This window comes from Acidovorax sp. GW821-FHT10E04 (assembly GCF_059415185.1).
Map to the genome: position 1 here is coordinate 20014 of NZ_JBWKMT010000005.1, position 22199 is coordinate 42212.

Below are 22199 nucleotides of genomic sequence, written 5' to 3' on the forward strand. Positions count from 1 at the left end.
CTTCATGCGGCGTTGCGCGCCTTGCGCCGGAACTCCGCCGGCGAGTCCCCCGTCCAGCCGCGGAACGCGCGGATGAAGCTCTTCTCGTTGACGAAGCCCGCCGCCTCGGCCACCTGCTTGATGGGGCGGTCCGTGCGGTGCAGCAGGTCCACGGCGCGGCTTTGGCGCACCTCGTCCTTCAGGCCCTGCAGCGTGGCGCCTTCTTCCTTGAGCTGGCGGTGCAACGTGCGCGGCGACACATGCAGCAGGCCCGCGAGCGATTCGGCGCTGTGCTGGGGCAGCGCATGCGCCAGTTGCCCGGCCACGGGGGCGCCCAGCAGCTGGCGCACGCGCTGCACCAGCAGCCGGTCGCGCCGGTACTGCAGCACCGTCAGGGGCAGGGCGTGCTGCAGCATCTGGCGCAGGGCCTGCTCGTCGCGCCGCAGGGGCAGGCTGAGGTAGCGCGCATCGAAGTGGATGGCCGTCCGCGGGGCGCCAAAGGCCACCGGGCCGCGGAAGAGCACCGCGTACGCGTCCGCATGCGGCGGCGCGGCGAACGCGAACTCGGCGGCGATCAGCGGTATGCGCGAATCCACCAGCCAGCAGGCCAGCCCGTGTGCATTGCGCAGCACCGAGACCAGGCAGAACTCGCGCAACGCGCCCAGGTCGCGTGCTTCGGCGATGCCCAGGGTGGCGGTGCCGCCCTGGACCGTGAGGTGCAGCGCGATATCGTCCGCGAGCAGCCCGTGGTGGCGGCACCAGCGTGCCAGCGCCACCTGCAGGTTGGGCGAGCTGATGGACGCGCGCGCCAGCATGCCGTAGCTGCCCCAGGGCAGGCGCCGGCTGAACCAGCCCAGGGCCTCGTCGTCCAGCTCCTGCATGGCGGCATCGGAGATCTGCTCCATCTGCCAGGCGGTGATGCGGGCATGGGTATCGTGCAGCAGCTCCGGCGCGATCTGTGCCTGCGCCAGGGCGCGTTCGGGGCCCATGCCCCGGCGTTCGTAGGCCAGCGCGATCGCCCGCACGAAGGCCATGGGCGTCACGGCGGGTGCGCTGGCGGGGGCCAGGGCCTGCCAGGCTGGCTCGGGGGTGGGGGCAACGGGTTTCACACAAGGCAGTGTGCCCGATGCGTGGCACGATTTGCAACCTTTGTGGCAACCAGGGCCGGACCAGGGCTTCTATGCTTACGGATCGCCGCCCCCGCCGCCGCACGCGGGAGGAAGAGCCATGCAAGGAGACACAACATGACGACGACCCCTGCCGCCTTTGCCGCCGCAGCCCCTCTCACCGGCAGCCACGCCCGTGGCGCCAGCGGCGTCCCGCTGATCGAGCAGACCATCGGCGACTTCTTTGCCGGCATGGTGGCCCGCCAGCCGGGGCGCGAGGCGCTGGTCAGCGTGCACCAGGGGCGCCGCTACACCTACGCCGAACTGCAGGTCCAGGCGCAGCGCCTGGCCAGCGCGCTGCTCGGCCAGGGCCTGGTGCCCGGCGACCGCGTGGGCATCTGGTCGCACAACAACGCCGAATGGGTGCTGATGCAACTGGCCACCGCGCAGGCGGGCCTGGTGCTGGTCAACATCAACCCGGCCTACCGCACGTCCGAAGTCGAATACGCCCTGAACAAGGTGGGCTGCAAGCTGCTGGTGACCATGGCGCGCTTCAAGACCAGCGACTACCTGGGCATGCTGCGCGAGCTGGCGCCCCAGTGGCAGCACCAGCAGCCGGGCCAGCTGGGCGCGGTGAAGCTGCCCCACCTGCACACGGTGGTGTGGATCGACGAGGCGGGCCAGGGCGCCGACGGGCCCGGGCTGCTGCGCTTTTCGGACCTGATCGCGCGCGGCGATGCGGCCGACCCGCGCCTGGCCCAGGTGGCCGCCACGCTCAAGGCCACCGACCCCATCAACATCCAGTTCACCAGCGGCACCACGGGCTTCCCGAAGGGCGCCACGCTCACGCACCGCAACATCCTGAACAACGGCTTCTTCATCGGCGAATGCATGAAGCTCACGCCCGAGGACCGCCTGTGCATCCCCGTGCCGCTGTACCACTGCTTCGGCATGGTGCTGGGCAACCTGGCGTGCCTGACACACGGCGCCACCATCGTGTACCCCAACGACGGGTTCGACCCGCTCACCGTGCTGCAGACGGTGCAGGACGAGCGCTGCACCGGCCTGCACGGCGTCCCCACGATGTTCATCGCCGAGCTGGACCACCCGCGGTTCGCCGAGTTCGACCTGTCCACCCTGCGCACCGGCATCATGGCGGGCTCCCCCTGCCCCACCGAGGTGATGAAGCGCGTGGTGGAGCAGATGAACCTGCGCGAAATCACCATCGCCTACGGCATGACCGAGACCAGCCCGGTCAGCTGCCAGAGCAGCACCGACACGCCGCTCGGCAAGCGCGTCTCCACCGTGGGCCAGGTGCAACCGCACCTGGAGGTCAAGATCGTGGACCCCGACACCGGCGCCGTGGTGCCCATCGGCCAGCGCGGCGAGTTCTGCACCCGGGGCTATTCGGTGATGCACGGCTACTGGGGCGATGATGCCAAGACCCGCGAAGCCATCGACGAAGGCGGCTGGATGCACACCGGCGACCTCGCCACCATGGACGCCGAGGGCTATGTGAACATCGTCGGCCGCATCAAGGACATGGTGATCCGCGGCGGCGAGAACATCTACCCGCGCGAGATCGAAGAGTTCCTGTACCGCCACCCGCAGGTGCAGGACGTGCAGGTGGTGGGTGTGCCCGATGCCAAGTATGGCGAGGAGCTCTGCGCCTGGATCATCGCCAAGCCGGGCACGAAGCCCACCGAAGACGACATCCGCGCCTTCTGCAAGGGCCAGATCGCGCACTACAAGGTGCCGCGCTACATCCGCTTCGTCACCAGCTTCCCGATGACGGTGACGGGCAAGATCCAGAAGTTCAAGATCCGCGATGAGATGAAGGATCAGCTCGGTTTGGTCGAAGCCAAGACCGCGTGAAACACACAAGAAGCAACACAGCATGACCATTCTCGACACCCAACTCAACGCCCGCTCGGCGGACTTCCTGGCCAATGCCGCCGCCATGCGCACGCTGGTGGACGACCTGCGCGCCCAGCTCGACAAGGTCGCCCAGGGCGGCGGCGAGGCCGCCCGCGCCAAGCACACCGCGCGCGGCAAGCTGCTGCCGCGCGAGCGCGTGCAGATGCTGCTGGACCCGGGCACGCCGTTTCTGGAACTGGCCCCGCTGGCCGCGCTCAACATGTACAACAACGATGCGCCCAGTTCGGGGCTGATTGCCGGCATCGGCCGCGTGAGCGGCGTGGACTGCATGATCGTGTGCAACGACGCCACGGTGAAGGGTGGCACCTACTACCCGCTCACCGTCAAGAAGCACCTGCGCGCGCAGGAAGTGGCGCAGCAGAACCACCTCACCTGCATCTACCTGGTGGACTCGGGCGGTGCCAACCTGCCCAACCAGGACGAGGTCTTTCCGGACCGCGACCACTTCGGCCGCATCTTCTTCAACCAGGCCAACATGAGCGCGATGGGCATCTCGCAGATCGCCGTGGTCATGGGCAGCTGCACGGCCGGGGGCGCCTACGTGCCGGCCATGAGCGACGAATCCATCATCGTCAAGAACCAGGGCACCATCTTCCTGGGCGGCCCGCCGCTGGTCAAGGCCGCCACGGGCGAGGTCGTCACGGCCGAGGACCTGGGCGGTGGCGACGTGCACACGCGCCTGTCGGGCGTGGCCGACCACCTGGCGCAAAACGACCTGCATGCGCTGCAACTGGCGCGCAATGCGGTGCGAAATCTGAACAAAAACAAGGCTCCAACGCCCGCCGATCAAGCGCCAGTAGCTCCTAAATTTGTAGCTGAAGAGCTCTACGGCGTGATCCCCGTCGACACACGCAAGCCCTTCGACGTGCGCGAGATCATTGCCCGCATCGTCGATGGCAGCGAGTTCGACGAGTTCAAGGCGCGCTATGGCACCACGCTGGTCACGGGCTTCGCGCGCATCGAAGGCATGATGGTCGGCATCATCGCCAACAACGGCATCCTGTTTTCCGAGTCGGCCCTGAAGGGCGCGCATTTCATCGAGCTGTGCTGCCAGCGCAAGATCCCGCTCGTGTTCCTGCAGAACATCACCGGCTTCATGGTCGGGCGCAAGTACGAGAACGAAGGCATCGCGCGCAACGGCGCCAAGATGGTCACGGCCGTGGCCACGGCCAGCGTGCCCAAGTTCACCATCATCATCGGCGGCAGCTTTGGCGCCGGCAACTACGGCATGTGCGGCCGCGCGTACTCGCCCCGCTTCCTGTGGATGTGGCCCAACGCGCGCATCAGCGTGATGGGCGGCGAGCAGGCGGCCGGCGTGCTCGCCACCGTCAAGCGCGATGGCATCGAGGGCAAGGGCGGCCAGTGGAGCATGGAGGAAGAAGAAGCCTTCAAGGCACCCATCCGCCGCCAGTACGAAGACCAGGGCCACCCCTACTACGCCACTGCCCGCCTGTGGGACGACGGCGTGATCGACCCGGCCGACACCCGCCGCGTGCTGGCGCTGGGCCTGGCGGCCACGCGCAATGCGCCCATCGAAGACACCAGGTTCGGCCTGTTCCGCATGTGACCGTGCCGGGAGCCGCCATGGACGCCGTCGCCCACTTCACCCAGCTCGCACGCTACAACGTGTGGGCCACGGCGCGCCTGCTCGATGCCGTGCGGGCGCTGCCTGAAGAGGCCTACCGGCGCGATGTGGGCCTGTTCTTCAAGAGCATCCACGGCACGCTCAACCACCTGCTGGTGGGCGAACACCATCTGTGGTTCGTGCGGTTTGCCGAAGGCACCTCGCCCAAGATGGCGCTGGACGCCGAACTGGAAAGCGACCGCGCGCGGCTGGATGCCCGCCTGCGCGAGGGCGCGGCCCGCTGGGCACCGCTGATCGCTTCGTTCGCCCCAGGCCGCTGGGACGGTACGCTGGACTACACCACCATGCGCGGCACGGCGGCATCGCTGCCGTTCGCGGCCACGCTGGCGCATGTGTTCAACCACGGCACGCACCACCGGGGCCAGATCACCGCCGCATTGACCGCCCTGGGCCAGTCCAGCCCCGAGCTGGACCTTGTCTACTTCCTGCAAAACCCGCCCAAGCCATGAGCCAGAACCTGTCCATCACCCACACCGGCGCCGTGGCGCGCATCACGCTCACGCAGCCCGAGATCCGCAATGCCTTCAGCGACGAAGTCATCGCCGAGATCACCGCCGCCTTCATGGAGGTGGGCGGGCGTGCCGATGTGCGCGCCGTGGTGCTGGCCGCAGAAGGGCCCGCGTTCTGCGCGGGCGCCAACCTGAACTGGATGCGCCGCATGGCCGACTACACGCGCGACGAAAACATCACCGACGCCGGCAAGCTGGCCGAGATGCTGCGCGTGATCTACGCATGCGAGAAGCCCACCATCGCCCGCGTGCAGGGCGATGTGTACGCGGGCGGCATGGGCCTGGTGGCCGCGTGCGACATGGCGGTGGCGGTGGACACGGCGGGCTTTTGTCTCAGCGAGGTGAAGCTGGGCCTCATCCCCGCCACCATCAGCCCCTATGTGATCCGTGCCATGGGGGCGCGCGCCGCGCACCGCTATTTCCTGACGGCCGAGCGCTTCGGCGCGGCCGAGGCGCTGCGCATCGGCTTCGTGCACGAGGTGGTGGCGGCCGACCAACTCGACGCCAAGGTGGACGAACTGCTGAAAGCCCTGACCAGCGCCAGTCCCAACGCCGTGCGCGTATGCAAGAAGCTGGTGATGGATGTGGCCGAGCGGGAAATCAACGCGGGCCTGATCGCCGCCACCGTGCAGGGCATTGCCGACATCCGCGCCAGCGACGAGGGCAAGGAGGGCGTGCAGTCCTTCCTGAACAAGCGCAAGCCGAACTGGCTATGAAACACCCCCTGAGTCGCTTCGCGCCTTCCCCCTCTCTCGCTTCGCGGCAGGGGGACGATGCCATCGCTGCGGGGCGGCCCTTGCTCGGCATCTCTGGCACGGCGCCGTGGCGGTCTCTGAGGCACGAGGCAGTGCAGAGCGCAGTGGAGGACTGATATGGACACCCTTTGGCTCAACATCGTGCAGTGGCTCCACACCCTGGGGCTGCATGTTGACGCCGGCACCGCGCGCGAAGTGGCCGCGGGCGCGGCGCGTGCCACGGCGCAGCTGGACATGCCCAGCCTGCTGGCGCTGGCCGCCGCGCTGGGCTGGGCCAGCGGCTTTCGGCTGTACGCGGTCGTGTTCCTCGTCGGCGGCATGGGTTCCATGGGCTGGATGCCCTTGCCCCCCGGTCTGCACGTGCTGCAGAACCCGCTGGTGCTGCTGGTGGCGGGCGGCCTGATGCTGGTCGAGTTCTTTGCGGACAAGGTCCCGTGGATCGACAGCGCCTGGGACGCCGTGCACACCGTCATCCGCGTGCCCGGCGGCGCCCTGCTGGCCGCGGGCGTGTTCGGTGCCGACAACGCCACCATGGGCGTGGTGGCCGGTTTGCTGGGCGGGTCGCTGGCCGCCACGTCGATGGCCACCAAGATGACCACGCGCGCAGCGGCCAACACCTCGCCCGAACCGTTTTCCAACTGGCTGCTGTCGTTTTTCGAAGACGGCCTGGTGGTGGCCGTGGTGTGGCTGGCCACGCAGCACCCGGTGGCCTTCGGCATCGCACTGGTGCTGATGGTGGCCGTGTCGGTGTTGCTCCTGGTGGTGCTGTTCAAGTTTCTGCGCGCCGTGGTGCGGCGCTTGTCTTCTTTCTTTTCTGGTTCTGCCAAGGTGGCTTAAAAATGTTCAAAAAGATTCTGATTGCCAATCGTGGTGAGATCGCTTGCCGGGTCGCCGCTACGGCTAAGCGCCTGGGCGTGAAGACCGTTGCGGTGTACTCCGATGCCGACGCCAAGGCCAAACACGTGGCCGTGTGCGACGAGGCCGTGCACATCGGCGGCAGCGCGCCCAAGGAAAGCTACCTGCGCTGGGAGCGCATCATCGAGGCCGCCCAGGCCACGGGCGCACAGGCCATCCACCCCGGCTACGGTTTCCTGTCCGAGAACGAGGACTTCGCCCACGCCTGCGCGGCCGCAGGCCTGGTCTTCATCGGCCCGCCACCCTCGGCCATCAAGGACATGGGCCTCAAGGCCGAGTCCAAGCAACTCATGGAAAAGGCCGGCGTGCCCCTGGTGCCCGGCTACCACGGCAGCGACCAGGACCCGGCCCTGCTGCAACGCGAGGCCGACCGCATTGGCTACCCCGTGCTCATCAAGGCCAGCGCCGGCGGCGGCGGCAAGGGCATGCGCGCGGTGGACCACAGCGGGGACTTCGCCGCCGCGCTCGAATCGTGCAAGCGCGAGGCCATCAACAGCTTTGGCGACGACGCAGTGCTGGTCGAAAAATACGTGCAGCGCCCGCGCCACATCGAGATCCAGGTGTTTGGCGACACGCACGGCAACTGCGTCTACCTGTTCGAGCGCGACTGCTCCGTGCAGCGCCGCCACCAGAAGGTGCTGGAAGAAGCCCCCGCCCCCGGCATGACGCCGGAACTGCGCGCGCAGATGGGCGAAGCCGCCGTGGCCGCCGCCAAGGCGGTGAACTACGTGGGCGCGGGCACGGTGGAGTTCATCGTGGAGCAGCCCGGTGGCTACGAGCGGCCCGACCAGATGAAGTTCTACTTCATGGAAATGAACACCCGCCTGCAGGTGGAGCACCCGGTGACCGAGGCCATCACGGGGCTCGATCTGGTGGAGTGGCAACTGCGCGTGGCGTCTGGCGAGCCGCTGCCTTTGACACAGGACGCGCTGCGCATCACCGGCCATGCGATCGAAGCGCGCATCTGCGCCGAGAACCCCGACAACAACTTCCTGCCCGCCACCGGCGCGCTCAACGTGTATGCGCTGCCCGACTGCGTGACATTCGAGCGGGGCGCGGTGCGCGTGGACTCCGGCGTGCGCCAGGGCGATGCGATCAGCCCGTTCTACGACTCCATGGTGGCCAAGCTCATCGTGCACGGCGACACGCGCGAGCAGGCGCTGGCGCGGCTGGACGAGGCCCTGGCGCAAACGCACATCGTGGGCCTGGCGACCAACGTGCAGTTCCTGCGCCGCGTGGCGCGCACCGGTGCGTTTGCCAGCGCAAAGCTCGACACCGCGCTGATCCCGCGCGAGCAGGCGGTGCTGTTCCACCAGGAGCCGGTGGGCCTGCCCCTGGCCGCCGCAGCCGCCGTGGCGCAGACGGTGCTGCATGAACGCGCCAGCGAAGGCGTGGACCCCTTCAGCCGCCGCGACGGTTTTCATTCGCACGCGCTCACGCGCCGCCGCTTCGAGTTCGAGTTTGGCGGCGAGCACGCCAAGGCCTGGCTTACCTATGAACGTGACGGCGCGCTGCACCTGGCGGTTGGCGAGGGCGATGCGGCCGTGGCAGGGCCGCTGGAATTCGCGGAACAAGGCGGCGCCATCGAACTGCAGTTCGCAGGCCAGCGCACCCGCGCTGCGGTGTACGCCCAGGGCGAGGTGGACCATGTGTTCACCCCGCGCGGCGCGACGCAGATCACCGCCATCGACCTGCTGGCCCATGCGGGCGAGGCAGCGGCCGAAGGCGGGCGCCTCACGGCCCCCATGCCCGGCAAGGTGGTGTCTTTTGCCGTCAAGGCGGGCGATGCCGTCACCAAGGGCCAGCCGCTGGCGGTGATGGAAGCCATGAAGATGGAGCACACCATTGCCGCGCCCGCCGACGGCGTGGTGCAGGAGCTGCTGTACGCCCCGGGCGACCAGGTGACCGAAGGCGCGGAGCTGCTAAAACTCGTTGTGTAGTACCCACACGGAGGGTTGATTCAGAATAGAGGCATGCTGAATCGCTCTCCAGTCCCCAACAAGCGCCTCGCGCCCCCTCAAAAAAAACTGCATTGTGGTAGGGGCTCCTACGTGAGGTTCGAATGAATCTTCCTGTTTTTCTTAATCGGATAGTTTTACGAAACTACAAGAGCATTGGTAGCTGTGATGTTCGTTTAGGCGCGCTGACCTATCTAGTCGGTGCGAATGGCTCTGGGAAAAGTAATTTTCTAGATGCGCTGCACTTGGTACGTGATGCACTGTCAGGATCGTTGGACAACGCACTGAATGAACGCGGAGGATTGACGGAAGTCCGTAGGCGGTCGAGTGGGCATCCAACCAATTTCGGAATTCGACTTGAATTTACCCTTGCCGGGGGAGTGCCAGGCTACTATGTTTTTAACGTGGGCGCGCTTCCAGGACGCGGGTACGAAGTGCAGGCAGAAGAGTGCGTCGTCAACGCGAAAGGCAAGGGGCCATATTTTCGTGTTGAACGGGGCGTATTGCACTCGAGCAGCGAAACTACCTTCCCTGCGATAACTTCCGACAGACTGGCATTGGTCAGTGTCTCGGGTATGTCTGTGTTTCGGCCGGTTTTTGATGCCCTGACTTCTATGGGGTTCTACAACTTAAATCCTAAGCTAATGCGTGAACCGCAGAAACCCCAAGATGGCAGGTTGCTCAAGCCGGTGGGTGAGAACATTGTTAGTGTCTTAGGCCACTTGGAGCGTGTTGCTCCGGACAGGATGGAGGAAATTCAGAGCTATCTGCAGACAGTCGTGCCTATGGTGCATGGTGTAAAAAGGAAGCAAATTGGGCCACTGGAAACGTTGGAGTTTCGTCAGGATATGGCAGGGTCAAAACACCCTTGGAGCTTTCCTGCTCAGAATATGTCTGATGGCACCCTACGCGCGTTAGGCGTACTTACAGCACTTTTTCAAGGCAATAGGGACTATGCGCCAGTGCTCATTGGTATCGAGGAACCTGAAACTGCACTACACCCGGCTGCTAGTGCAGCCCTTCGCGAGGCACTATCGAAAGCAGCCGAGCAAACGCAAATTATCGTTACCAGTCATAGCCCTGATCTTCTTGATTCACCACACATTTCGCCGGAGCAATTGCTTGCTGTGGTCTCAGAAGGAGGTGAAACGAGGATAGCGCCATTGGATGAGGCGTCTAAGTCAGTTATGCGGAACCATCTCTTTTCTGCTGGAGAGTTACTGCGTCTGAACCAATTGGCTCCTGACCGTGCATTTCTTGAGGCCCAGCGGCAAACAGATCTGTTCGGAAGCATATCCTCATGATCTCTCTGTCCGCAATTGTTGAGGGGGACGGCGAGGTTGCCGCATTGCCCGTGCTTCTACGACGGATAGCCGAGTGGCGTACCCCTGGTGTTTATGTCGATGTCCTAGCTCCCATTCGTGTTTACAAAGATCGTTTTCTCAACAGGGAAGATGAGTTCAATCGACATTTAAAACTTGCTGCTGCTAAAGCAGGTGAAATGGGCTGGATACTGATTCTGCTGGACGCTGATGATGACTGCCCAATGTCGAAAGGCCGTGACATTGCGCAACGTGCTTCCCTAGTGGTTCCTTACAGGGCTGTTGGAGTGGTGTTGGCTAATCGCGAGTACGAAGCGTGGTTCATTGCAGCAGCGCAGTCCTTAGACGGAGTACGATCGTTTGTGTATCGGCAGGGTGACGGAGCAGTAGAGCCCGAAGTGCCGCGCAATGCAAAAGGTTGGTTGCGTGAGCGGATGGCGAATGGGTCATATCGCGAAACAACTGATCAGCCCGGTTTCTCTGCGCGGATGGATTTGCAGCAGGCCTTTGATCGAAGCCGGTCGTTTCGAAAGCTCTGTACAGAGTGGTCTCGAAATTCCGAAATTTTGCTGCAGGCTGTGAAATAGTGAAAATCACCTTCTGCTGTACCGACACCAAGGCCGACCCCTGGCTCCAGGGGCTTTCCGCCGCATTGCCCGGCGCTGATATTTCCGTGTGGCAGCCCGGTGCGCCGCTGGCCGACTACGCCGTGGTCTGGGCGCCGCCCCAGCAGTTCATGGACGAGCAGCCAGGCCTCAAGGCGCTGTTCAATATCGGGGCGGGCGTGGATGCGCTGCTCAAGCTGCGCCTGCCGCCCGGTGCGCTGGTGGTGCGGCTCGACGATGCGGGCATGGCCGTGCAGATGGCCGAGTACGTGTGCCATGTGGTCATCCGCCACTTTCGCGAGTTCGACGGCTACGAGGCCGACATGGCGGCCGGGCGCTGGGGCTACCGCAAGCCGCGCCTGCGTGGCGACTACCCCATTGGCGTGATGGGCCTGGGCGTGCTGGGCGAGCGCGTGGCCAAGGCGCTGGCGCAGTTCGAGTTCCCGGTCAACGGCTGGAGCCGCAGCCCCAAGGCCATCGAAGGGGTGCGCGCCTTCAGTGGCGTGGAGCAGTTCCACGACTTCCTGGCGGCCAGCCGCGTGCTGGTCAACCTGCTGCCGCTCACGCCCGACACGGCCAATGTCATCAACAAGGAAACGCTGGGCCGCCTGCTGCCGGGCGCCTACGTCATCAACGTGGCGCGCGGCGCGCACCTCGTGGACGAAGACCTGCTGGCGGCCATCGGCAGCGGCCACGTGGCCGGCGCCACGCTCGATGTGTTCCGCACCGAGCCGCTGCCCGCGGGCCACGCGTTCTGGAGCCACCCGCGCATCACCGTCACCCCCCACACCTCGGCGCGCACGCTGCGCGAGGAGAGCATTGCCCAGATCGCGCGCAAGATGGCCGCGCTGCAGCGGGGCGAGGCGGTCGCGGGCGTGGTGAACCCCGGGCGTGGGTACTGAGGCCGCTGGCCGGCGGTGTCTCCAGCGTTGAAAATGGGGGCATGAACACGTCAACCTTTCGCGGCTTGCTTGGCTTCCTGGGCTGGTTCCTGCTGGTGCCCGGTGCCCTGACCGTGCTGGGCGCGGCGTGGCTGCTGGCCTCGGGCATGAGCCTGCTGGGCGGCACGCTCACCGCCCAGGGCCGCGTGGTGGCGCATGAGGAGACCTTTGTCGGCCCCTCCCACCGCAAGGCGCTCGCCCGGAAGAGCATCGTGGAATTCGTGGCGGGCGACGGGCGAACCCTGCGTTTCACGGACTCGGTGGCGCGCCAGCTTCAGGCCGTGCACAAGGTCGGCGAGGCGGTCACGGTGCGCTATCCCGCCAAGGACCCCGCGCAGGCCGAAATCAGCAGCTCCACCACGATCAGGAGCTTCATCGGCGTCGTGATGCTGCTGTTCGGTGCCGTGGGCATGGCGGCGGGCTGGCTGTTGCTGCGCCTGCGCCCGAGGGCCGCGGCCCCACCGCCCTGAGCCCCTGGCTGGCAGCCCGTCAATCCATCGTCACGCCCGCATCGCGCACCAGCTTGCCCAGGCGCTGCGCGTCGGACTTGATCAGCGCGCCGAAGTCTGCGGCCGTGCCTGCCACCACCGGCGTGCCGATGGCCTCCCACTTGGCGCGGAAGGTGGGGTCCTTGAAGATCGCATTCACCGTGGCGTTGAGCTTGTCCACGGTGGCCTGCGGCGTGCCCGCGCGCACGGCGATGCCGTGCCAGCCGGTGATCTGGTAGCCCGGCAGGCCCGCTTCGGTCATGGTGGGCACGTTGGGCAGCACCTTGGCGCGCTCGGCCGACGTGACCGCCAGCGGGATGAGCTTGCCCGACTGGAGGTGCGGCAGCGAGCTGCCCACGATGTCGAACATCACGTTCACCTGCCCGCCCAGCAGGTCGTTGAGCGCGGGGCCCGCGCCGCGGTACGGAATGTGGCCCATCTTCACGTGGGCGGTGGTGTTGAACAGCTCACCCGCCAGGTGCTGCGGCGTGCCGTTGCCGGCCGATGCAAAGCTCAGCACCGGCTTGCCCGCCTTGGCCATGGCGATGAGCTCCGGCAAGGTCTTCACGCCCAGCGAGGGGTGCACCTCCAGCACCAGCGGAAAGGCCGACAGCTGCACCACGGGCACCAGATCGGTCAGCGGGTTGAACGGCATGCTGGCGTACAGCGACGGGTTGACCGCCATCGGGCCGCTGGCGGCCAGCAGCAGGGTGTGGCCGTCGGCGGGCGCCTGCTTGGCCACCTCGGCGCTGCCGGAGTTGCCGCCCGCGCCGCCCTTGTTGTCCACCACCACGGTCACGCCCAGGCGGCTTTGCAGCTCGGGCTGCAGCATGCGCGCCATCAGGTCGGTGGGGCCTCCGGGCGGGTAGGGCACCACGAAGCGAATGGTCTTGGTGGGGAAGGCGGCCGGGGCCGTCTGGGCCACGGCGTGGCCTGCCATGCCCAGGGCCAGGGCCCAGGTGGCGGGCAGGGCAAGCGCCAGGCGGATGGCCGTGCGTCGCGTGGCCTGGCGGGCCTGCGGTACGGGGGCGTGGGCGGTGGGGTGTTGTTGCATGGTGTCTCCTGCGGATGGATGAAGGCCCGTCTGGCGCGGGCTGATGGGTTTGATGGCGTGATGAGAATGGGCAGAGGCGGGCCGAGGCTCAGCCCGCGCCGAACCGCTGGCGGATGTCCTGCGCCGTGGCCAGCGGCCGCCCCAGCGCGGCCGCGGCCTCGACCGCCTGGCGCACCAGCGCCGCGTTGTCGGGCGCGGTGCTGCCGTCCTTGCGCAGCAGGTTGTTCTCGAACCCCACGCGGGCATGCCCGCCGAAGACCGCGGCGGCGGTGATGCAGGTGTTCTCGGCCGCGCCGAACGCGCACACGGCCCAGGGTTCGGGCCCGTCGTGGGCGGCCAGGAAGGGCAGCAGGTCGCGCGGGCTCGAGGTCTGGCCCGCGCTGTAGCGGCCCAGCACGAACAGCAGGAACCACGGCGCATCGGGCACCACGCCGCTGGCGCGCAGCGCCTGCCAGCGGCGCAGGTCGGCCACGTCGTACAGAATGACCTGCACCATGCAGCGCCGCTCTGCCAAGCCGGTGAAGAAGCGCTGCAGGCCGGCCTCGCCGATCTCGGGCTGGTCGATCTCGCGCAGGCCGATGGACACGGCCTCGGGCTGCAGCGCCTCGACCATCGCGATCTGCGCCGGGGCACGGTACACGCCTGCGGCTTCGCTCGTGACCTGCACCACCATCGCATCGCCCACCGCGTGCTGCACCACGCGCCGGGCTTCGCGGTAGCCTTCCACGTCCAGGCTGTGGCGGCCCTGGGCGTCGCGGATGTGCATGTGGATCATGGCCGCACCCGCCTCCAGGCAGGCCTTGGCGGTGGCGGCCAGCGTGGCCGGCGTGGTCGGCACGGCGGGGTGGTCGCTGGGCAGCTTGTACGCGCCGTTGGGCGCCACGGTGACGATCAGCGGGTCGGGCCATTGGCTGGTGGCGCTCATGGCGTGGCTCCCGGCGTGGTGTGTGTGCTGGCGGGCTCGATGGCAGGCAGCTCGCTGGCCAGCAGGGCCAGGCCCTGGCGCAGCAGCGTGTCGTAGCGGGTGCGCTCGGCGCGTTTGCGGTCCTCGGGCCAGTCGAAGAAGCCCTTGCCGGTCTTCATGCCCAGCTCGCCCTTGGCCACGCGGTCGCGCAGCGCCTGGGCGGGCACGTCGGTGTTGGAAAGCGTGGGATACATGGTGGCCGCGGCCGCGCAGTGCACCTCGATGCCCGCGTGGTCGCGCTGCAGCACCGGCCCCGCCGCCAGGAAGCGAAAGCCAAAGCCAAAGCGCACGGCGGCGTCCACGTCTTCCGGAGACGCGATGCCTTCGTCGATGAGCGCAAACGCCTCGCGCGACAGCGCATGCTGCATGCGGTTGGCCAGAAAACCCGGCTTGTCCTTCTTCACCAGCACCGGCACGCTGCCGCAGCGGCGCATGAAGCCGTGCAGCCACTGGCCCAGCGTGGGGTCGCTGCGCTCGCCCAGCACCACCTCCACCAGCGGCACCAGGTGCGCCGGCATGAAGAAGTGCAGGCCCAGCATGCGCCGCGCGGTGGGCAGGCCCTGTGCGATGGCGCTGATCGGAAAACCCGAGCTGTTGCTGGCCAGTACCGCGCTGGCCGGGGCGATGGCTTCCAGCTCGGCAAACAGCTGCTGCTTGGCGGCCAGCTGCTCGGTGATGCATTCGACCACCAGCACCACGCCGTCCCAGGCCACGTCCTGCAGGCTGGCGCACACCTCCACCGGGCCCGCGCTCGTGGCCAGGCCGGCGGCGTCGAGTTCTGCGGCAATGTGCGGCAAGAGCAGATCGCGCCGCGCGGTGTGCGGGTCCACCACCGTGACCCGGGCGCCGCCGCGGGCCAGGACCACGGCCACGTCGGCGCCCATGGTGCCCCCGCCCACGACCACCGTGCGTGCATTGCGCGGCGAACTGATGTCCATGCTGCTGTCTCCTTGTGTCGTCTTGCGGTGCAGTCTAGGCAGGCGGCATTGCGCGGTCCAGACGTATTTTTCGATAGACTGATCGGCCATGAAGATCAATTGGTCGGCCCGCGAGGTCGATATGTTCCTGGCGCTGGCCGACACGCTGAGCTTTCGGCGCACCGCGCTGCAGATGCACCTGTCGCAGTCGGCGGTGTCGGGCACGCTCGCGCGGCTCGAAGAGATGCTGGGCGCGCGCCTGTTCGACCGCACCACGCGCACGGTGCAGCTCACGCAGGCGGGCGAGGTGTTTGCCGAGCAGGCCCGCTTTTTGCGCCACCAGATGGATGAGACCGTGCGCCGCGTGCAGGCCGTGGCCCAGGTGCAGGTGGGGCGGCTGGCGCTGGCGGCGCTGCCGTCGCTGGCGGCGGGCGTGGTGCCCCGTGCGTTCGCGCGCTTTGCGGCGGGGCACCCGGGCGTGCACCTGGAGCTGTTCGACAGCCTGGCGGGCCCGGCGTTCGACATGGTGCGCGCAGGGCGCGTGGACTTCGCGCTCACCGCCGCCAACCCGGCGTATGCCGACCTCGACTACACCCCGCTGTCGTCCGACCGCTTCGTGCTGCTGCTCGCCCGCGCCCACCCGCTGGCGCGCGGCCGCGGTGCCCTGGGCTGGGCCGACGTGGCGGACCTGCCGCACATCTCCATGCCCGCCGGCACCAGCGTGCGCCAGTACGCCGACGAGGCGCTGCTCACGCACCGCATCCGCTTTGCGCCGCGCTACGAGGTGGAGCACCTGGCCACCATCGCTGCCATGGTGGCCGCGCAGCTGGGCGTGAGCGCGCTGCCCGAGCTGGCCGCGCAGGTGGTGCGCCGGCCCGAGGTGGTGACCCGGCCGCTCAAGCAGCCGTCGCTGCGCCGGCCCATCGGCCTGGTCACGCTGCGCGGGCGGCGCCTGTCGCTGGCGGCGGTGCAGATGGTGGCGCTGCTGCGCCAGGAGATGGAGGAGGGGGCTGCACGCTGAGGCCCCGGACGCCGGCGCCGCAATGGCAGGAGCGGGGAAGGGTCTGGCAGGATATGGGGTGGTGCCGTCCCCGCGAAGCCCGGACAATAGAAGGCCTGTTCCCGGCCGTGGTGCCCGGGCTGCAGCGGCGCCGCCCGGGCGCTGCCGCCGCCAGGGCCCGGCCTGTTTCCCGTTTCCCTTTCTTTCAGGTAGCCGCCCATGAGCATTCCTTCCCGCGTCAAACTCATCGATGTCGGTCCGCGCGACGGGCTGCAGAACGAAAAATCGCCCGTGCCCGCCGACGTCAAGATCGCCCTGGTGCACCGCCTGCAGGACGCGGGCCTCAAAGAGATCGAAGTCACGAGCTACGTGAGCCCCAAGTGGGTGCCGCAGATGGCCGACAACCACGAGGTGATGCAGGGCGTGAACCGCGTGGCCGGCGTGCGCTACTCGGTGCTCACGCCCAACCTCAAGGGCTATGAAGCCGCGGTGGCGGACCGGCCCGACGAGATCGTGGTCTTCGGCTCGGCCAGCGAGGCGTTCAGCCAGAAGAACATCAACTGCTCCATCGCCGAGAGCATCGAGCGCTTCGCGCCCGTGGTCGAGGCGGCGCTGGCGGCCGGCATCGGCGTGCGCGGCGCGATGAGCTGCACCGTGGGCTGCCCGTACGAGGGCGAGATCGCCCCCGGGCGCGTGGAGTACCTTGCCGGCCTGCTCCAGGGCATCGGCGTGCAGCGCGTGGACGTGGCCGACACCATCGGCGTGGGCACGCCGCGCAAGGTGCAGCGCGCGCTGGAAGCGACGCTGAAGCATTTCGGCATCGACGATGTGTCTGGCCACTTCCACGACACCTACGGTCAGGCGCTGTCCAACACGCTGGCCGCGCTGGAGCTGGGGGTGTGGAACTACCAGTCCTCCGTGGCGGGCCTGGGCGGCTGCCCGTACGCCAAGGGCGCCACGGGCAACGTGGCGACGGAAGACGTGGTCTACATGCTGCACGGCATGGGCATCGAGACCGGCATCGATCTTGATAAGCTCATCGATGCGGGGGCCTACATCAGTGGCTTCCTGAACCGTAAACCCAATTCCCGCGCAGCGAATGCATTGCTGACCAAACGCGCGGGATAGCGCCATCGGCGCAGGAGAAAACTACCGTGTGCGGAGCTGAACTGAAGAATTTGCCGGACGGCGTGCAGCGCGTGGCCGCGGCGCTGCAATCGCAGGGCCATCCCCACATGCCGCAGATGCTCGACGACGCCGCGCGCACCGCGCAGCAGGCGGCCGATGCGCTGGGCATCCTCGTGGGGCAGGTGGCCAAGAGCATCATCTTCCGGCGCAAGAGCGACGACGTGGCCGTGCTCGTGGTCACGTCGGGCGACCGGCGCGTGGACGAGAAAAAGGTCGAGGCCCATGTGGGCGGCAAGATCGGCCGGGCCGACGCCGAGTTCGTGAAGTCGCGCACCGGTTTTTCCATCGGCGGCGTGTCGCCCGTGGCGCATGCCACGCCGCCCGTCACGCTGATCGACCAGGACCTGCTGCGCTTTGACGTGGTGTGGGCCGCGGCCGGGCACCCGCACAGCGTGTTTGCGCTGCATCCGGGCGACCTGCAGCGCCTGACCGGGGCGCCCGTGGTCGACGTGGTGCAGGCGCCCGTGGACACCAGCGTGCAGCCCGCCGCATGAATGCTATTGATTTGCTAGCTGATCGCGCCCGCCAGTTGGGCGCTGGCGGCCATTTTGATGCCCAGAGCATGGAGCCCGTGCCCTCGCCGTGCATCTCGGTGTGCCGCATGTCGCCCGACCGCAGCCATTGCGAAGGCTGCTTTCGCACGCTCGACGAGATCCGCATCTGGTCGCGTGCCGACGCCAGTTTGCGCCGGGGCATCTGGGCGCAGCTGCTGGGCCGCGCTGGCATCCCGGCCGCCCCGCAGAAGGCACAGGAGACATCGCCGTGAAGCGCATCACCTTTTACCTGGACTTCGTGTCCCCCTACGCCTGGCTGGCGTTCGAGCGCCTGCCCGAGGCGCTGCAGGGGCTGAGCTACAGCGTGGCCTACCAGCCCGTGCTGCTGGGTGCGCTGCTGCGGCAGCATGCCAACCCCGGGCCGGCGGGCATCGCCCCCAAGCGCGACTGGACCTACCGCCATGTGACCTGGCTGGGCCACGCGCAGGGCACGCCGCTGCAGATGCCCGCGCGCCATCCGTTCAACCCCCTGCCCCTGCTGCGCACGGCGCTGGCCTGCAGCGACGACGGCCACATCAACCGCTTCGTGGCCGGCACGGTGCTGCGCCATGTGTGGCAGGGCGGGCACGATGCGCTCGACCCGGCGCGCCTGGCCGATCTGGCCACGCAACTCGCGGACCAGCTGCGTCCCGGCGAGGATGCGGCCAGCGATGGCCCCAAGGCCCTGCTGCGCGCCAACACCGAAGCCGCGCAGGCGGCGGGCGTTTTTGGCGTGCCGGCGTTCGAGGTGGACGGCAAGCTGTTCTGGGGCCTCGACGGCCTGCCGATGCTGCGCGCGTACCTCGACGGCGACGCGTGGTTCGACGGTCCGGGCTGGGAGGCTGTCAGCCAGCTCCCATCGGGTTTACCCGGCAAGGTGTGAGCGATTTCCGGATGCTGAAAGGGGCGCTGCGGGTTTCACCCTAAGTTGTCAGAGAGCGGTCAGTTTGGTGAAAGCTCGTGTTGGTTTCGCGTCAGAGCGTGGTCAGTGCCATCTCCAAGAATGCGTGCAGCCCGCCGCAGCGCGGTCTGAACAACCAACAGGAGACACACACCATGGCAACCGTTCATCCCGCACCGCGGCCGATGTCGCCCGAAGAGAGGAAGGTCATCTTCGCGTCGTCCCTCGGCACCGTTTTCGAGTGGTACGACTTTTATCTGTACGGCTCGCTCGCGGCCATCATCGCCAAGCAGTTCTTCAGCGGCCTGGATGCCGGCTCGGCGTTCATCTTCGCGCTGCTGGCGTTTGCCGCGGGCTTCATCGTCCGCCCCTTCGGCGCCATCTTCTTCGGCCGCCTGGGCGACATGATCGGGCGCAAGTACACGTTCCTGGTCACCATCCTGATCATGGGCCTGTCGACCTTCATCGTGGGTATCCTGCCCACGTATGCATCGATCGGCGTGGCGGCTCCCGTCATCCTGATCGCACTGCGCCTGCTGCAAGGCCTGGCGCTGGGCGGTGAGTACGGCGGCGCGGCCACCTACGTGGCCGAGCATGCCCCGCACGGCAAGCGCGGCGCCTACACGGCCTGGATCCAGACCACGGCCACGCTGGGCCTGTTCCTGTCGCTGATGGTGATCCTGGGCACCCGCACGGCCATGGGCGAGGAAGCCTTCGCCGACTGGGGCTGGCGCATCCCGTTCATCGTGTCGATCCTGCTCCTGGCCATCTCGGTCTGGATCCGCCTGTCGATGAACGAATCCCCCGCCTTCCAGAAGATGAAGGCCGAAGGCAAGACCTCCAAGGCGCCGCTGACCGAGTCTTTCGGCCAGTGGAAGAACCTGAAGATCGTGATCCTGGCGCTGGTGGGCCTGACCGCCGGCCAGGCCGTGGTGTGGTACTCGGGCCAGTTCTATGCGCTGTTCTTCCTGACGCAGGCGCTGAAGGTCGATGGCGCCACCGCCAACATCTTCGTGGCCGTGTCGCTCTTGATCGGCACGCCGTTCTTCATCGTGTTCGGCGCGCTGTCGGACAAGATCGGCCGCAAGCCCATCATCCTGGCGGGCTGCCTGCTGGCCGCGCTGACGTACTTCCCCGTGTTCGGCGCGCTGACCAAGGCGGCCAACCCCGCCCTGGCCGAAGCACAGGCCAAGAACCAGGTGATCGTGACGGCAGACCCCAAGGAATGCTCGTTCCAGTTCAACCCCACCGGCACCTCCAAGTTCACCAGCTCGTGCGACATCGCCAAGCAGGTTCTGGCTGGCGCTTCGGTGAGCTATGAGAACGCCACGTCCGCCGCCGGCACGCCCGCCTCGATCAAGATCGGCGAGACGGTCATCACCTCGTACTCCAGCAAGGGCCTGCCCGCTGACGAAGCCAAGAAGAAGGACGGCGAGTTCAAGAAGGCCGTGGCCGATGCGCTGAAGGCCGCCGGCTACCCCACCAAGGCCGATCCCGCCCGCATCGACAAGGTCATGGTCACGGTCATCCTGACCTACCTGGTGCTGCTGGTGACCATGGTGTACGGCCCCATCGCCGCCATGCTGGTGGAAATGTTCCCCACCCGCATCCGCTACACGTCCATGTCCCTGCCGTACCACATCGGCAACGGCTGGTTCGGCGGCCTGCTGCCCACCACGGCATTCGCCATCGTGGCCCAGACCGGCAACATGTACAACGGCCTGTGGTACCCCATCATCATCGCGGGCGCCACCGTGGTGATCGGCGGCCTGTTCGTCAAGGAAACCAAGGACGTTGACATCTACGCCAACGACTGACCATTTCTGATCGGTGTGCAGGGCCCGCCCCGCAAGGGTCGGGCCCTGTGTTCCATCAAGGGGCTTGTGCTGCACCAGTACAACCTACAACGCCGCGCTCCAGGCCCCTTGATTGAACAAACCCATCCAAGGAGATATTGATATGTGGAAGATTGTTGTTGGTTTCGTCCTGTTCGCCGCGTTGTCGATGTACGTGATCATCAAGGCGGGCGACAAGGCCGACATGGGCGGCGAGAAGCACGGCGCCGATGCCGTGCATGCGCCCGAGCCTGCGGCCAGCGCGCCGGCGGCGGCTGCGCCCGCGTCGGCGCCGGCTTCGGCCGCCAGCGCGCAGTGATGCGCTGAGTCCATGGCGGCCCCGGAGCGCGGGGTGCGTGCCCCGGGGCGCCTGCGGGCCTCCATGAAAAAGCCCGAAGCCACTGGCTTCGGGCTTTTTCTTTTGCGGGGGCCTTGCTCAGCGCTTGAAGCGGCCGTCGCTTCCGATGATGGACAGGTCGGAGAAATCCAGCCCGCTGTGGTCCGTGGCGCTGTAGCTCAGTTCCAGCCCGCCCAGGTCCCATTTCCGGATGCTCTCCAGCCCGGCCTGCAGCCTGGCACGGTCCGGCTTGGCGCCCGCGCGCTTCAGGCCTTCCACGAGCACCTTGGCGCTCACGAAGCCTTCCACCATGGCGGGGGTCAGCTCGCCCAGGTTCCTGGCGCGCACCAGGTCCATGGCCTCCTTGATCACCGCGTAGTTCAAGGACCGCTCCGACGGGAACACCTGCGTGACCACCACGCCCCGGGCCTGCTCGCCCAGCGCCTTGACGAAGCCGCCCGAGGCATTGTTGGACAGCGTCACGATCTGCCCGGTCGCGCCGGCGGCGCGCAGCGCCTTGATGCCGTCCACCACGGCCGCGCCCGTGCCGATGAAGATGATGGCCTGGGGCTCCTTCTGTGCCACGCGCGGGGCGATGGCGCTGTAGTCGGGCTTGGCGCGGTCGAACTTCTCGACGAAGAGGGCTTCCAGCTGGTTGGCCTTGAACCCGGACTGCGCGCCCGCCAGGCCGTCGGCGCCAAAGGTGTCGTCCACATGCACCACGCCGATGCGCTTGATGCCCAGGGTGTTGAGGTGGGTGATGGCCTTTTCCACTTCGCGCTGGTAGGGGGCGCGCACGTTGAAGATGTACTTGTTCACCGGCTGGTGCAGCGCGATGGCGCCCGTGGAGGGCCCCACCAGCGGCACGGCATGCTGTTCCAGCAGCGGAATGATCCCCTGGGTGTGGGGCGTGCCGCGCGTCATGAACAGCCCGATCACGCCTTTTTCCTCGATGAGGGCGCGGGTGTTCTCCAGCGTCAGCTTGGGGTCGAACTTGTCGTCCATCGACACGACCTCCACCTTCTGGCCGCCCACGCCGCCCTTGCTGTTGACGTGGTCGAGGTAGAGGGCGGCACCCCGCATGGATTCGGCCACCGTGGCGGCGGCGGAGCCGGTGATGCCCACCGTCTGGCCGATGAGGATCTGCGCGTGGACCTGGGCCGCGCCGAACGCCAGGGTGAGCAGCGCGGCGGTGCATTTCGCAAGGGTGCCAGGGACTGTCATGGTGCTCCTCTCTTCATTGAGGTGCCCGAGTTTAGGGACTGGGCACCGCAGGGCATCCGTAGAAGTGCGTAGCGGCCAGGGGGTG

The 22199-nt window shown here is 67.4% G+C and carries 22 protein-coding genes; 17 read left to right on the plus strand and 5 right to left on the minus strand.

The window, feature by feature from the left end:
• Positions 1-2: 2 nt before the first annotated feature.
• Complete coding sequence (locus AC07OC_RS16375) at positions 3-1013, minus strand: AraC family transcriptional regulator (RefSeq protein ID WP_255591080.1); 1011 nt, start codon at positions 1011-1013, stop codon at positions 3-5.
• 210 nt (positions 1014-1223) lie between these two features.
• Between AC07OC_RS16375 and AC07OC_RS16380 the strand changes: the two genes are divergently transcribed.
• From AC07OC_RS16380 to AC07OC_RS16425, 10 genes are all read left to right on the plus strand, one after another.
• On the plus strand, positions 1224-2960 hold the full coding sequence (locus AC07OC_RS16380) for an AMP-binding protein (protein ID WP_218339896.1): 1737 nt from the start codon (positions 1224-1226) through the stop codon (positions 2958-2960).
• A 22-nt stretch (positions 2961-2982) separates the two neighbouring features.
• Positions 2983-4590 carry a carboxyl transferase domain-containing protein gene (locus AC07OC_RS16385; protein ID WP_494601737.1) on the plus strand — a complete coding sequence of 536 codons (1608 nt, stop codon included), beginning with the start codon at positions 2983-2985 and terminating at the stop codon, positions 4588-4590.
• Positions 4591-4607: 17 nt separating this feature from the next.
• Positions 4608-5117, plus strand: coding sequence for a DinB family protein (locus AC07OC_RS16390; RefSeq protein WP_218339893.1), 510 nt, complete (start codon positions 4608-4610; stop codon positions 5115-5117).
• Positions 5114-5893, plus strand: coding sequence for an enoyl-CoA hydratase/isomerase family protein (locus tag AC07OC_RS16395; RefSeq protein ID WP_218339892.1), 780 nt, complete (start codon positions 5114-5116; stop codon positions 5891-5893). The genes AC07OC_RS16390 and AC07OC_RS16395 overlap by 4 nt, the downstream gene beginning before the upstream one ends.
• A 156-nt stretch (positions 5894-6049) precedes the next feature.
• Positions 6050-6769, plus strand: a complete 720-nt coding sequence (locus tag AC07OC_RS16400) for a DUF4126 domain-containing protein (protein ID WP_218339891.1) — start codon at positions 6050-6052, stop codon at positions 6767-6769.
• Positions 6770-6771: 2 nt separating this feature from the next.
• Complete coding sequence (locus tag AC07OC_RS16405) at positions 6772-8787, plus strand: acetyl/propionyl/methylcrotonyl-CoA carboxylase subunit alpha (RefSeq protein ID WP_218339888.1); 2016 nt, start codon at positions 6772-6774, stop codon at positions 8785-8787.
• Between the two features lie 122 nt (positions 8788-8909).
• Positions 8910-10109, plus strand: a complete 1200-nt coding sequence (locus AC07OC_RS16410) for an AAA family ATPase (RefSeq protein ID WP_218339887.1) — start codon at positions 8910-8912, stop codon at positions 10107-10109.
• Complete coding sequence (locus tag AC07OC_RS16415) at positions 10106-10714, plus strand: DUF4276 family protein (protein ID WP_494601738.1); 609 nt, start codon at positions 10106-10108, stop codon at positions 10712-10714. The genes AC07OC_RS16410 and AC07OC_RS16415 overlap by 4 nt, the downstream gene beginning before the upstream one ends.
• Positions 10714-11634 carry a 2-hydroxyacid dehydrogenase gene (locus AC07OC_RS16420; RefSeq protein ID WP_218339885.1) on the plus strand — a complete coding sequence of 307 codons (921 nt, stop codon included), beginning with the start codon at positions 10714-10716 and terminating at the stop codon, positions 11632-11634. The genes AC07OC_RS16415 and AC07OC_RS16420 overlap by 1 nt, the downstream gene beginning before the upstream one ends.
• A gap of 41 nt (positions 11635-11675) precedes the next feature.
• A complete protein-coding gene (locus AC07OC_RS16425) occupies positions 11676-12143 on the plus strand; it encodes a DUF3592 domain-containing protein (RefSeq protein WP_494601739.1) in 468 nt (155 codons plus the stop codon).
• Between the two features lie 19 nt (positions 12144-12162).
• Here the strand turns inward: AC07OC_RS16425 and AC07OC_RS16430 are convergent, their stop codons facing one another.
• The 3 genes from AC07OC_RS16430 to AC07OC_RS16440 form a co-directional block, all read right to left on the minus strand.
• Positions 12163-13215: a Bug family tripartite tricarboxylate transporter substrate binding protein gene (locus AC07OC_RS16430; protein ID WP_218339884.1), complete on the minus strand. Its 1053-nt coding sequence runs from the start codon at positions 13213-13215 to the stop codon at positions 12163-12165.
• A gap of 88 nt (positions 13216-13303) precedes the next feature.
• Complete coding sequence (locus AC07OC_RS16435; RefSeq protein WP_218339883.1) at positions 13304-14140, minus strand: beta-keto acid cleavage family enzyme; 837 nt, start codon at positions 14138-14140, stop codon at positions 13304-13306.
• Positions 14137-15117 (minus strand): 3-hydroxyacyl-CoA dehydrogenase family protein, encoded by a 981-nt coding sequence (locus AC07OC_RS16440; RefSeq protein WP_218339882.1) that lies wholly within the window; start codon positions 15115-15117, stop codon positions 14137-14139. Before AC07OC_RS16440 ends, AC07OC_RS16435 begins: the two co-directional genes overlap by 4 nt.
• A gap of 88 nt (positions 15118-15205) precedes the next feature.
• Here AC07OC_RS16440 and AC07OC_RS16445 point away from each other — a divergent pair, with 88 nt between their 5' ends.
• The 7 genes from AC07OC_RS16445 to AC07OC_RS16475 all read left to right on the plus strand — a co-directional run bounded on the left by AC07OC_RS16445 (position 15206) and on the right by AC07OC_RS16475 (position 20872).
• Positions 15206-16117: a LysR family transcriptional regulator gene (locus AC07OC_RS16445; RefSeq protein WP_218339881.1), complete on the plus strand. Its 912-nt coding sequence runs from the start codon at positions 15206-15208 to the stop codon at positions 16115-16117.
• Between the two features lie 198 nt (positions 16118-16315).
• Entirely contained in the window at positions 16316-17224 is a 909-nt protein-coding gene (locus tag AC07OC_RS16450) for a hydroxymethylglutaryl-CoA lyase (protein WP_218296266.1), read from the plus strand.
• Between the two features lie 26 nt (positions 17225-17250).
• The gene (locus AC07OC_RS16455; RefSeq protein ID WP_218296265.1) at positions 17251-17778 is read left to right on the plus strand and encodes a YbaK/EbsC family protein; all 528 of its coding nucleotides are present in this window, start codon (positions 17251-17253) and stop codon (positions 17776-17778) included.
• The gene (locus AC07OC_RS16460; RefSeq protein ID WP_218339880.1) at positions 17775-18050 is read left to right on the plus strand and encodes a DUF1289 domain-containing protein; all 276 of its coding nucleotides are present in this window, start codon (positions 17775-17777) and stop codon (positions 18048-18050) included. Before AC07OC_RS16455 ends, AC07OC_RS16460 begins: the two co-directional genes overlap by 4 nt.
• Entirely contained in the window at positions 18047-18700 is a 654-nt protein-coding gene (locus AC07OC_RS16465; protein WP_218339879.1) for a 2-hydroxychromene-2-carboxylate isomerase, read from the plus strand. Before AC07OC_RS16460 ends, AC07OC_RS16465 begins: the two co-directional genes overlap by 4 nt.
• Positions 18701-18873: 173 nt before the next feature.
• Complete coding sequence (locus tag AC07OC_RS16470) at positions 18874-20535, plus strand: MFS transporter (RefSeq protein WP_218296262.1); 1662 nt, start codon at positions 18874-18876, stop codon at positions 20533-20535.
• 142 nt (positions 20536-20677) lie between these two features.
• Entirely contained in the window at positions 20678-20872 is a 195-nt protein-coding gene (locus tag AC07OC_RS16475) for a hypothetical protein (protein ID WP_218296261.1), read from the plus strand.
• Between the two features lie 117 nt (positions 20873-20989).
• Here the strand turns inward: AC07OC_RS16475 and AC07OC_RS16480 are convergent, their stop codons facing one another.
• On the minus strand, positions 20990-22114 hold the full coding sequence (locus AC07OC_RS16480) for an ABC transporter substrate-binding protein (RefSeq protein WP_218339877.1): 1125 nt from the start codon (positions 22112-22114) through the stop codon (positions 20990-20992).
• Positions 22115-22199 lie beyond the last annotated feature (85 nt).

Coding starts and splice junctions, on each gene's coding strand:
- AC07OC_RS16430 (WP_218339884.1), bottom strand. CDS start 13,215: ATGCAACAACACCCCACCGCCCACGCCCCCGTACCGCAGGCCCGCCAG.
- AC07OC_RS16375 (WP_255591080.1), bottom strand. CDS start 1,013: ATGGCCTTCGTGCGGGCGATCGCGCTGGCCTACGAACGCCGGGGCATG.
- AC07OC_RS16405 (WP_218339888.1), top strand. CDS start 6,772: ATGTTCAAAAAGATTCTGATTGCCAATCGTGGTGAGATCGCTTGCCGG.
- AC07OC_RS16445 (WP_218339881.1), top strand. CDS start 15,206: ATGAAGATCAATTGGTCGGCCCGCGAGGTCGATATGTTCCTGGCGCTG.
- AC07OC_RS16400 (WP_218339891.1), top strand. CDS start 6,050: ATGGACACCCTTTGGCTCAACATCGTGCAGTGGCTCCACACCCTGGGG.
- AC07OC_RS16425 (WP_494601739.1), top strand. CDS start 11,676: ATGAACACGTCAACCTTTCGCGGCTTGCTTGGCTTCCTGGGCTGGTTC.
- AC07OC_RS16470 (WP_218296262.1), top strand. CDS start 18,874: ATGGCAACCGTTCATCCCGCACCGCGGCCGATGTCGCCCGAAGAGAGG.
- AC07OC_RS16385 (WP_494601737.1), top strand. CDS start 2,983: ATGACCATTCTCGACACCCAACTCAACGCCCGCTCGGCGGACTTCCTG.
- AC07OC_RS16450 (WP_218296266.1), top strand. CDS start 16,316: ATGAGCATTCCTTCCCGCGTCAAACTCATCGATGTCGGTCCGCGCGAC.
- AC07OC_RS16415 (WP_494601738.1), top strand. CDS start 10,106: ATGATCTCTCTGTCCGCAATTGTTGAGGGGGACGGCGAGGTTGCCGCA.
- AC07OC_RS16390 (WP_218339893.1), top strand. CDS start 4,608: ATGGACGCCGTCGCCCACTTCACCCAGCTCGCACGCTACAACGTGTGG.
- AC07OC_RS16410 (WP_218339887.1), top strand. CDS start 8,910: ATGAATCTTCCTGTTTTTCTTAATCGGATAGTTTTACGAAACTACAAG.
- AC07OC_RS16395 (WP_218339892.1), top strand. CDS start 5,114: ATGAGCCAGAACCTGTCCATCACCCACACCGGCGCCGTGGCGCGCATC.
- AC07OC_RS16435 (WP_218339883.1), bottom strand. CDS start 14,140: ATGAGCGCCACCAGCCAATGGCCCGACCCGCTGATCGTCACCGTGGCG.
- AC07OC_RS16480 (WP_218339877.1), bottom strand. CDS start 22,114: ATGACAGTCCCTGGCACCCTTGCGAAATGCACCGCCGCGCTGCTCACC.
- AC07OC_RS16440 (WP_218339882.1), bottom strand. CDS start 15,117: ATGGACATCAGTTCGCCGCGCAATGCACGCACGGTGGTCGTGGGCGGG.
- AC07OC_RS16460 (WP_218339880.1), top strand. CDS start 17,775: ATGAATGCTATTGATTTGCTAGCTGATCGCGCCCGCCAGTTGGGCGCT.
- AC07OC_RS16475 (WP_218296261.1), top strand. CDS start 20,678: ATGTGGAAGATTGTTGTTGGTTTCGTCCTGTTCGCCGCGTTGTCGATG.
- AC07OC_RS16380 (WP_218339896.1), top strand. CDS start 1,224: ATGACGACGACCCCTGCCGCCTTTGCCGCCGCAGCCCCTCTCACCGGC.